Origin of the sequence: Kitasatospora sp. NPDC127116, from assembly GCF_042677365.1 — a bacterium.
Taxonomy (GTDB): Bacteria; Actinomycetota; Actinomycetes; order Streptomycetales; family Streptomycetaceae; genus Kitasatospora; species Kitasatospora lactacystinica.
In genome coordinates, this window is record NZ_JBHXTL010000021.1 from 77,471 (window position 1) to 89,128 (window position 11,658).

The 11,658-nt window shown below is 75.7% G+C and carries 1 protein-coding gene; it reads right to left on the reverse strand.

Annotated elements, in window-relative coordinates:
- Nucleotides 1–15: 15 nt before the first annotated feature.
- Nucleotides 16–11,658 (reverse strand): SDR family NAD(P)-dependent oxidoreductase (locus tag ACFVHV_RS12065; protein WP_380350919.1); only part of this gene is annotated, 11,643 nt, incomplete at its 5' end.

The following is an 11,658-nucleotide window of genomic DNA, read 5'->3' on the forward strand; positions in this document are numbered from 1 at the left end:
GGTTCGGCAGCAGGGTCACGAGGCGCCCAGTTCCTTGTCGATGAAGTCGAAGAGGTCGTCGTCGGTGGCGGTGTCCAGACCGGCCACCACGTCCGGCGACCCGGCCGCGGGAGCGCCGTCCTCGAAGCGGGCCAGCAGCGCCTGGAGGCGCCGGACCACCGTGATCCGCTCCGCCTCGGCCGCCTCCGCCAGCTCGGCCCCGATCCGCTCCACCCGGTCGGTGAGCGAGGCGGCCGAGGTGCGCGGCGGGGCGATCCGCCCGGTCAGGTACTCGGCGACCCGGGCGGCCGACGGCTGGTCGAACACCAGCGTCGCGGGCAGCCGCAGCCCGGTCCGGGCGGACAGCCGGTTGCGCAGTTCGACCGCGGTGAGCGAGTCGAAGCCGAGGTCGACGAAGCCCCGGTCGGGCGCGACGGCCTCCGCCGTGGCGTGCCCGAGGACCTGCGCGACGTCCGCCCGGACGGCGTCCAGGACCATCCGGGCCTGCTCGGCGGGGGTGCGGCCGGCCAGCTGCCGCGGCAGCGAGGGGCCGTCGGCGGCCGCGCTCGCCCGGCGCGGGCCGCCGGGCAGCAGTCCGCGCAGCAGGGCCGGGACGGCGCTGTCGGCGGTGCCCGGCCGGGCCGGCAGGTCGAGCCGGACCGGCACCAGGTGGGCGCGGTCGGTGGCCAGCGCCGCGTCCAGGAGCGCGAGGCCCTGTTCCGCGGTCAGCCCGTCGCCGAGCCGGGCGGCCCGGTCGCCGAGGTGCCCGGTCATCGCGCTGGCCTCCGCCCAGACGCCCCAGGCGAGCGAGAGGCCCGGCAGCCCGAGCGCCCGGCGCCGCGCCGCGAGGGCGTCCAGGAAGGAGTTGGCCGCCGCGTAGTTCGCCTGGCCGGGCGAGCCGAAGGTGCCGGCCGCCGAGGAGAACAGCACGAACAGCTCCAGGTCCGTCCCCGCGGTCAGCTCGTGCAGGTGCACGGCCGCGTCGGCCTTGGGGCGGAACACGGTGGCGACCCGGTCGGGCGTCAGCGACTCGACCACGCCGTCGTCCAGCACGCCGGCGGTGTGCACCACCCCGCGCAGCGGGCGCTCCGCCGGGATCGCGGCGAGCACCCGGGCCAGCGCGTCGCGGTCGGCGGCGTCGCAGGCCACCACCTCGGCGCGAGCGCCGAGTGCGGCCAGTTCCGCCGTCAGTTCGGCGGCTCCGGGGCTGTCCGCACCGCGCCGGCTGAGCAGCAGCAGGTGCCGCACGCCGTACGCCGCGGCCAGGTGGCGGGCCACCAGTCCGCCGAGCACGCCGGTGCCGCCGGTGACCAGGACGGTGCCCCCGGGCGCGGCCGGCGCTCCCGTGCCGGGGCGCGCCGCGGTGTCGGCCAGCGCCGCGGCACCGGCCGCCACCCGGGCCAGACGGGGCACCAGCACTCGCCCGTCCCGGACCGCCAGCTGCGGTTCGGCACCGGTCGCGTACGGGTGCCAGGCGTCGTCCCCGGGTTCCGCGTCGACCAGGACGAACCGGTCCGGGTGCTCGGACTGGGCCGAGCGCAGCAGGCCCCAGACCGCCGCGCCGGGCAGGTCGCGCACCCGGTCGGCCGGGTCGACGGCGCCGGAGGTCAGCACCACCAGCCGGGAGGAGTCGAACCGCTCGTCGGCGAGCCACTGCTGGACGGTCGCCAGCGTCCCGGAGGCCGCCCGGAGCGCGGCACCCGCGTCGCCGACGGTGTCGGCGACGGTGTCGGTGTCGGCGGCGGGACGGGCCACGAGGGGCAGCACCACCACCGGGGGCGCCTGCGCCCCGGCGGGCAGTCCCGCCAGCGAGTCGATCCGCTCACCCGGCACCCCGGCCACGGCCGGCGTCCCGTCCCCGGCGAGCACCCACCACGCGGAGGCGTCCACCGGCGGCAGGGCCGGCACGGGCGTCCAGTCGACCGCGAACAGCCAGTCCCGACCGGGCTGTCGACCGGTCTCCGGCAGCTGTTCGACGGCGGTCTCGCGGAGCACCAGCGAGTCGACGGAGGCCACCGGCGCGCCGATCCCGTCGGCGGTCCGGATCAGCACGCCGTCCTCGGTCGGGGTGACCGCGACGCGCAGCACCGTGGCGCCGGTGGCGTGCAGCCGGACGCCGGTCCAGGCGAACGGCACACGGGGCACCGGGCCGCCGGCCTCGACGAAGCCGATCACGTGCAGCGCCGCGTCCAGCAGTGCCGGGTGCAGCCCGAACCCGGGCGCGGCCGCGGCCGCCTCCTCGGGCAGCGCCACCTCGGCGTAGACCGTCGCGCCCTCGCGCCAGGCCGCCCGGACCCCCTGGAAGGCCGGCCCGTAGCCGTACCCGCCCTCGGCGAGGGCCGGGTAGAAGCCGTCCAGCGCCAGTGGTTCGGCGCCCGGCGGCGGCCAGGCCGCGAGGTCGTACTGCTGCGCCGCGAGGCCGTGTTCCCGCGCCGCGCCCTCGGCGCCCAGGACGCCGGTCGCGTGGCGCACCCACGGCGCCTCGCCCTCGTCCGGCCGGGCGTGGATCTCCACCCGGCGGTCGCCGTTCTCCTCCGGGGCGGCCACCCGCACCTGGACCTGCACCCCGCCGGTGGCCGGCAGGGGCAGCGCGGACTGCACGAGCAGCTCGCGCAGGACCGTCGAGCCGACCTGCTCCCCGGCCCGCAGCGCCATCTCCACGAACGCTGTCCCGGGCACCAGCACCCGGCCGAGGACGGCGTGGTCCGCCAGCCAGGGCTGGGTGGCGAGCGACAGCCTTCCGGTCAGCAGCACCTCGTCCCCGCCGGCCAGCGCGACCGTCGCGCCGAGCAGCGGGTGGTCCGCCGCGCTCTGGCCGACGCCGCCCACGTCGCCCACGCCGGTGGCGGGCTCCAGCCAGAACCTGGTCCGCTGGAAGGCGTAGGTCGGCAGCGGCACCCGGCGTCCGGCCGGCAGCACGGCCGGCCAGTCGACCTCGACGCCGGCCGCCCAGAGCCGGCCGAGCGCGCGCAGCGCCGTCCCGGCCTCGTCGGATTCGCCGCGGCGCAGCGCCGGGACGAACACGCCCTCGGTGACGGACTGCTGGGCCATGCCGCAGAGCACGCCGTCCGGGCCGAGCTCCAGGTGGCGGGTGACGCCCCGGCCGAAGAGGTGCGCGATGCCGTCGGCGAACCGGACGGTGCCGCGCACATGGCGGGCCCAGTACCCGGGCGTCCGGATCTCCTCGGGGTCGACCACCGCGCCGGTCAGGTTGGAGACGATCGGGATCCGCGGCTCGTTGAAGGTCAACCCGGCCAGCACCTCGGTGAATTCGGCCAGCATCGGCTCCATCAGGGCCGAGTGGAAGGCGTGCGAGACGGTCAGCCGGCTCGTCCGGCGGCCCTCGGCCGCCCAGCGCCCGGCGAACTCCTCGACCACCTCCGTCGGACCCGAAACCACCACCGAGGTGGGGCCGTTGACGGCGGCGACGTCCAGCCGGTCACCGATCTCCGAACGCACCTCGGCCTCGGCGGCCTGCACGGCGAGCATCGCGCCGCCCTCGGGCAGCGCCTGCATCAGCCGGCCGCGCGCGGCCACCAGGGCGCACGCGTCGGCCAGCGAGAACACGCCCGCCGCATGGGCGGCGGCCACCTCGCCGATCGAGTGGCCCAGCAGGAAGTCCGGGACCAGGCCGCAGGACTCCGCCCAGTGGTACAGGGCGACCTCGACGGCGAACAGGCCGGCCTGCGCCCACATCGTCCGGTCCAGGTCTACGCCCTCGAAGACCACGTCCTTGACCGGCCGGTCGAGCCACCGGTCCAGCTCCGCGCAGACCGCGTCGAACGCCTCCGCGAACACCGGGGAGGCCTCGTACAGCCCCCGGCCCATCCCGGCCCGCTGCGTGCCCTGCCCGGTGAAGAGGAAGGCGAGTCGCCCGGGGCCGCCCGCGGCCGCCGGTGCCGCCTCCTCGGCCGCGAGCCGGTCGAGCTGGCGCAGCAGGTCCGCGCCGTCCCGTCCGACGGCGACGGCCCGGTGCTCCAGTTCGGCCCGGGTGGTGGCCAACGACCATGCCACGTCGGCCGGTTGGGGTGCGGGCGCCGCCGCGAGGTGGGCGCGCAGGGAGCGCGCCTGCTCACGCAGGGCGGCCTGGGTCCCACCGGAGAGCGGCCACACCACCGGGCCCTCGCCCGTGGTCGTCGGCCCCGCCGGGCCGCGGCCCGCGCCGATCGGCTCCATCGGGCCGTGGCCCGTGGTGGTCGGCCCGGCCGGGCTCGGGGCGGACTCCAGGATGATGTGCGCGTTGGTGCCGCTGATGCCGAAGGAGGACACGCCCGCCCGGCGCGGCCGGTCGGCCTCGGGCCAGGGGCGCGCCTCGGTCAGCAGCTCGACCGCCCCGGCCGACCAGTCCACGTGATGGGTCGGCTCGTCCACGTGCAGGGTGGCGGGCAGGACACCGCGGCGCATCGCCTGCACCATCTTGATGACGCCCGCCACACCGGCCGCGGCCTGGGTGTGGCCGATGTTGGACTTGATCGAGCCCAGCCACAGCGGCCGGTCGGCCGGCCGGTCCTGGCCGTAGGTGGCCAGCAGCGCCTGGGCCTCGATCGGGTCGCCCAGGCTGGTGCCGGTGCCGTGCGCCTCGACCGCGTCCACCTCGGCGGCGAGCAGCCGGGAGTCGGCCAGCGCCTGCCGGATCACCCGCTGCTGGGACGGCCCGTTGGGGGCGGTGAGCCCGTTGGAGGCGCCGTCCTGGTTGACCGCGCTGCCGCGGATCACCGCGTGGATCTCACGGCCGTTGCGCAGCGCGTCGGAGAGCCGCTCCAGCACCAGCACCCCGACGCCCTCGGACCACGTGGTGCCGTCCGCCGCCGAGGCGAAGGGCTTGCACCGGCCGTCGGAGGCCAGTCCGCCCTGCCGGTCGAACTCGGCGAAGATGTTCGGACCGGCCAGGACGGCCACGCCGCCGGCCAGCGCCAGCTCGCACTCGCCGCGCCGCAGCGCCTGCGCCGCCAGGTGCATCGCCACCAGGGAGGAGGAGCACGCGGTGTCCACCGTGACGGCCGGGCCCTCCAGGCCGAAGGTGTACGCCACCCGGCCGGAGACCACGCTCATCGAGGTCCCGGTCAGCAGGTAGCCCTCCGCGCCGGGCGGGAGCTGGGCGCCCACACCGTAGGTCGAGGCGTACGCCCCGACGAACACACCGGTCGGGGAGCCGCGCAGCTCCGGGGCGACCAGGCCGGCGGCCTCGAAGGCCTCCCAGGAGGCCTCCAGCAGGATGCGCTGCTGCGGGTCCATCACCAGGGCCTCGCGCGGCGAGATCCCGAACAGCTCGGCGTCGAAGCCCGCGACGTCGTCCAGGAAGCCGCCGCGCGGGGCGTAGGACGCGTCCCCGACCCGCCAGCCGCGGTCGGCCGGGAACGGGGTCACCCCGTCGAAGCCCTCGGCCAACAGTCGCCACAGCTGCTCGGGGTCGTTGGCGCCCCCGGGGTAGCGGCAGCTCATGCCGACGATCGCGATCGGCTCGTCGGCGTTCGCGGCGAGGACGGGCGCGGTCGGGGCGGGGGCCTGCGCCACCCGCTCGGACAGCGCCTCGGCGAGGTGGTCGGCCAGCGCGTCCGGGGTCGGGTAGTCGAAGACCAGGGTCGCGGGCAGCCGCAGCCCGGTCGCGGCGTTCAGTCCGTTGCGCAGCTCCACGGCGGTCAGCGAGTCCAGCCCGAGGTCCTTGAAGGCCTGCTTCGCACCGACCGCGTCCACCCCGGCGTGGCCGAGCACGGTCGCCACATGGGCCCGCACCAGGTCCAGCAGTCGGGCACGGCGCTGCTCGGCGTCCAGGCCCCGCAGTTGCTCCAGCACCGCGGCCCGGCCGCCGGCACCGCGCTCGGCGGCGCGGCTCCTCGGGGCCCGCACCAGGGCGCGGAACAGCGGGGGGATCCCGCCCGTCCGGGGCGCCCGGAGGTCGAGGGTCACCGGCAGGAGGTGCGGTACGGGCAGGGTGATCGCCCGGTCGAACAGGGCCAGGGCCTGCGCGGTCGGCAGTCCCGAACCGCTGCGTGCCGAGGAGAGATGACCGGTCAGCTCACTGGCCTGCTCCCACAGGCCCCACGCCAGCGACTGGCCGGCCCGGCCGGAGGCCGTGCGACGGGCCGCCAGCGCGTCCAGGAAGGCGTTCGCGGCCGCGTAGTTGGCCTGCCCACCCGAACCGAACGTCGCCGCCACCGACGAGTACAGCACGAACAACGGCAGCTCCAGATCCGCCGTCAACTCGTCCAGGTTCACCGCCGCGTCCACCTTCGGACGCAGCACCGCCGCCAGACGCTCCGGCGTCAGGGCGCCGAACACCCCGTCGTCCAGCACACCCGCCGCATGCACCACACCCGCCAACGGACGGGAAAGACCGTCCAGCACCCGCGCCAGGGCCGTACGGTCGGCCGCATCGCACGCGACCACGTCCGCCTCGGCACCCAACTCGCCTAAATCGGCGAGCAGTTCACTCACCGCCGGACTGTCCGCGCCACGACGGCTCAACAGGGTCAGATGCCGCACACCGTGCACGGCCGCCAGGTGCCGGGCCAACAGCCCGCCCAGCGTCCCCGTACCACCCGTGATCAGCACCGTGCCACCGGCATCCAACTCCACCGGAGTCTCCGCCAGTTGCAGGGAAGAGGCCCGCACCAGACGCGGCACCGACACCTCGCCACCCCGGATCGCCGCCTGCGGCTCACCACCGACGACCACCGCCGACCACAACTCCACCGAACCGACCAGCGGATCCACATCCGGATCCAGATCCACCAGCACGATCCGGTCCGGGTTCTCCGTCTGCGCCGAACGCAACAGACCCCACACCGCCGCCTGCACCGGATCGGCCCCACCAGCGGCAGGAACCGCAACCGCCCCACGCGTCAGCACCACCAGGCGCGAAGAGCCGAAACGCTCCTCCGCCAACCACTCCTGCACCACACCCAGCACCCGGGCCGTCAACGCATACACATCGCCCTCGACCGGCACCGGCAGCACCACCACCGGCGGCACCGCCAGCCCACCGGCCTCCAACTCCCCCACCAGGCCCGCCACATCGACGAACCCCCGCACACCGGCGACCTCACCGATCGCCACCCACTCCGACGAACCCGCACCCTCCGGACCCACCGGAACCGGCACCGGAACCGGAACCGGCACCGGCACCGGCACCGGCACCCAGTCCACCGCGAACAACGCCTCCGGCCCACCCTCACCGACCGGCCGAAGCGCCTCCACCGAAACCTCCCGCAGTACCAGGGAGCCCACGGACGCGACGGGAGCACCGAGTTCGTCGGCGGCCAGGATCGCCACACCGTCGGCCGCCGGACTCACCGCGACACGCAGCGCGGACGCTCCGACGGCGTGCAACTGGACGCCGGTCCAGGCGAAGGGCAGTCGCGTCGCCCCGCCCTCGGCCTCGACCAGGCCGCTGACGTGCAGCGCCGCGTCCAGCAGCGCCGGGTGCAGACCGAAACCACCCGCCTCACCCGCCACCGCCTCGGGCAGCGCGACCTCCGCGTAGACGGTCCCACCCACCCGCCAGGCCGCACCCAGACCCCGGAACACCGGACCGTAGCCGTACCCGACCTCGGCCAGAGCCTCGTAGAAACCCTCCAACGGCACCGCCGTGGCACCGGCCGGCGGCCAGGCGGCCAGATCGAACTCCGGCGCCCGCTCCTGCGCGGTCAGGGTTCCCACCGCGTGGCAGATCCACGGCGCGGTCCCGCCGGCGTCCGGCCGGGCGTGGATCTCCACCCGGCAGTCGCCCTCCTCGCCCGGGGCCGCCACCCGCACCTGGAGGTGCACGCCGCCCTGCTCGGGCAGCGGCAGCGGCGCCTGGAGCACCAGCTCCTCCAGGACCGGGCGGTCGATCTGCTCGCCCGCGCACAGCGCCATGTCCACGAAGGCCGTCCCCGGCACCAGCGCCTGGCCCTGGACAGCGTGGTCCGCGAGCCACGGGTGGGTGGCGAGCGACAGCCTTCCGGTCAGCAACAGGCCGTTGTCTCCGGCCAGTTGAACCGCAGCGCCGAGCATCGGGTGGCCGGCCGACAGCTGGCCGACCGAACCGGCGTCTCCGGACCGAACGGCCGGGCGCGGCCAGTAGCGCTCGCGCTGGAAGGCGTACGTCGGCAGTTCGAGCCGTCGGCCGGCCGGCAGCACGGCCGGCCAGTCGACGTCCGCGCCGGCCGTCCAGAGCCGGGCCAGGGCGGTCAGCGCGGTGCCCGACTCCTCCCGCTCACGGCGCAGCAGCGGCGCGAACACGGCCTCGGCTACCGCCTGTCCGGCCAGGCCGCTCAGCACCGCGTCCGGGCCCAACTCGACGTAGCGGGTGACGCCCTGGCGACGAACGGTGTCGACGCCGTCGGCGAAGCGAACCGCCTCACGGACCTGGCGCAGCCAGTAGTCGGGGGTGGTGAGCAGGCCGGGTTCGGCGATCCCGCCGGTCAGGTTGGAGACGACCGGGATGCGCGGCTCGGCGAAGGCCAACCCGCCGAGCACGGAAGCGAATTCATCCAGCATCGGCTCCATCAGCGCCGAGTGGAAGGCGTGCGAGACCGCCAGCCGGCTGGTCTTGCGGCCCTCGACCTTCCAGCGGGCCGCGAACTCCTCGACCACCTCGCCGGGGCCGGAGACCACGAGGGAGGTCGGGCCGTTGACGGCCGCCACGTCCAGGCGGTCACCGATCTCCGCCCGCACCTCGGCCTCGGTGGCCTGCACGGCGAGCATCGCCCCGCCCTCGGGCAGCGCGTCCATCAGCCGGCCACGTGCCGCCACCAGGGCGCACGCGTCGGCCAGCGAGAACACGCCCGCCACCTGGGCGGCGGCGATCTCGCCGATCGAGTGCCCGAGCAGGAAGTCGGGTGTCACGCCCCAGGACTCCAGCAACCGGAACGACGCCACCTCGACCGCGAACAACCCGGCCTGCGCCCACACCGTACGGTCCAGATCCTCGACGCCGTCGAGGACGACCTCGCGCACCGACCGCCCGAGCCTCGCGTCCAGCTCCGCACAGACCGCGTCAAAGGCTTCGGCGAACACCGGGAACGCCTCGTACAGCCCCCGGCCCATGCCGACCCGCTGCGCACCCTGCCCCGTGAACAGGAACGCCGTCCGCCCCTCGACCGCCGTACCCGAGACCACGCCCTCGCCGGGCCGGCCCTCGGCCAGCGCGGTCAGGCCTGCCCCGATCGCGGCAGCCGTGTCACCGACGGCCACCGCGCGGTGCTCCAGCGCCGCCCGGGTGACGGCCAGCGCGTGCCCCGCGGCCGCCGGGTCGGGCCCGGTCGCCGCGAACTCGGCGAGCCTCGCCGCCTGTCCGCGCAGCCCCTCCGGGGTCTTCGCGGACACCGGCCAGAGCACCGGGCCGCCGTTCTCCACCGCTTCCGGTGCGGGCGACGGGTCGCCCTGCTCCAGGATGACGTGGGCGTTGGTGCCGCTGATGCCGAAGGAGGACACGCCCGCGCGGCGCGGACGGTCCGCCTCCGGCCAGGGCCGGGCCTCGGTCAGCAGTTCCACCGCGCCCGCCGACCAGTCCACGTGCGAGGTCGGCTCGTCCACGTGCAACGTGGCCGGGAGGACGCCGTGGCGCATCGCCTGCACCATCTTGATCACGCCCGCGACACCGGCCGCCGACTGGGTGTGCCCGATGTTGGACTTGATCGAGCCCAGCCACAACGGCCGGTCGGCCGGCCGGTCCTGGCCGTAGGTCGCCAGCAGCGCCTGGGCCTCGATCGGGTCGCCGAGCGGAGTGCCGGTGCCGTGCGCCTCCACCACGTCCACCTCGGACGGGGCGAGCCGCGCGGAGGCCAGCGCCTGCCGGATCACCCGTTCCTGGGAGGGGCCGTTGGGCGCGGTGAGCCCGTTGGAGGCGCCGTCCTGGTTGACCGCGCTGCCGCGGATCACCGCGAGCACCCGGTGCCCGTCCCGACGGGCGTCGGACAGGCGCTGGAGCACCAGCACGCCGACGCCCTCGGACCAGACGGTGCCGTCGGCCCCGGCGGAGAACGCCTTGCAGCGTCCGTCCGAGGCCAGGCCGTCCTGCCGGTCGAACTCGGCGAACACCCCCGGGGTGGACATCACGGTCACACCGCCGGTCAGTGCCATCGCGCACTCGCCGCGCTGCAGCGCCTGGATCGCCCAGTGCATCGCCACCAGGGAGGAGGAGCAGGCGGTGTCCACGGTGACGGCCGGGCCCTCCAGGCCGAACACGTACGAGACGCGGCCGGAGAGGATGCTGGTGGCGGCACCCGTCATCAGGTGCCCCTCCGACTCCGGCAGGTCCATCCCGGCGCCGTAGCCGAACGCCGAGGCGCCGACCAGGACGCCGGTGGAGGACCGGTGCATGGACAGCGGGTCGAGGCCGGCGGCCTCGAAGGCCTCCCAGGAGGCCTCCAGCAGCAGCCGCTGCTGCGGGTCCATCGCCAGCGCCTCGCGCGGCGAGATCCCGAACAGCCCGGCGTCGAAGTCGGCGGCGTCGTGCAGGAAGCCGCCGCGCGGCGTGTAGGTGGCGTCGGCGACCTCGATCTCCCAGCCGCGGTCGGCCGGGAAAGCGGTCACGCCGTCGAAGCCCTCGGCCAGCAGTCGCCAGAGCCGCTCGGGGTTGTCCGCGCCGCCGGGGAAGCGGCAGCTCATGCCGATGATCGCGATGGGCTCGCCGGTGTCCACGGCCGTCTCGACCAGCGGCGCCACGGAGGCGGCCCGCTCGAAGAGCAGCTCGTCGAGGTGCTCGGCCAGCACGGCCGGTGTCGGGTAGTCGAAGACCAGGGTCACCGGCAACCGCAGCCCGGTGACGGCGTTCAGCCCGTTGCGCAGCTCCACGGCGGTCAGCGAGTCGAAGCCGAGCTCCCGGAACGCGTGCCGGGGGCCGACCGCGTCCGTGGCACCGTGGCCGAGCACGGTGGCCGCGCTGCTTCGGACCAGCTCCAGCAGCTGCGCGCGCCGATCCTCGGCCGGCAGCGGCCGCAGCCGGGCCAGCAGTCCGGACTCCGCGCCCGCGCCCCGGTCGGCGGCCCGCCGGGCGGACGGCCGGACCAGACCGCGCAGCAGCGGGGGCACCCCATGGGTGGAGACGGCCTGCGCGGCGGCCAGGTCCAGGACCGTCGGCAGGAGGTGCGGTACGGGCAGGGTGATCGCCCGGTCGAACAGGGCCAGGGCCTGCGCGGTCGGCAGTCCCGAACCGCTGCGTGCCGAGGAGAGATGACCGGTCAGCTCACTGGCCTGCTCCCACAGACCCCACGCCAACGACTGGCCCGCCCGGCCGGAAGCCGTGCGACGGGCCGCCAGCGCGTCCAGGAAGGCGTTCGCGGCCGCGTAGTTGGCCTGCCCACCCGAACCGAACGTCGCCGCCACCGACGAGTACAGCACGAACAACGGCAGCTCCAGATCCGCCGTCAACTCGTCCAGATTCACCGCCGCGTCCACCTTCGGACGCAGCACCGCCGCCAGACGCTCCGGCGTCAGGGCGCCGAACACCCCGTCGTCCAGCACGCCCGCGGCGTGCACCACACCCGCCAACGGACGGGAAAGACCGTCCAGCACCCGCGCCAGGGCCGTACGGTCGGCCGCGTCGCACGCGACCACGTCCGCCTCGGCACCCAACTCGCCCAAATCGGCGAGCAGTTCGCTCACCGCCGGACTGTCCGCGCCACGACGGCTCAACAGGGTCAGATGCCGCACACCGTGCACGGCCGCCAGGTGCCGGGCCAACAGCCCGCCCAG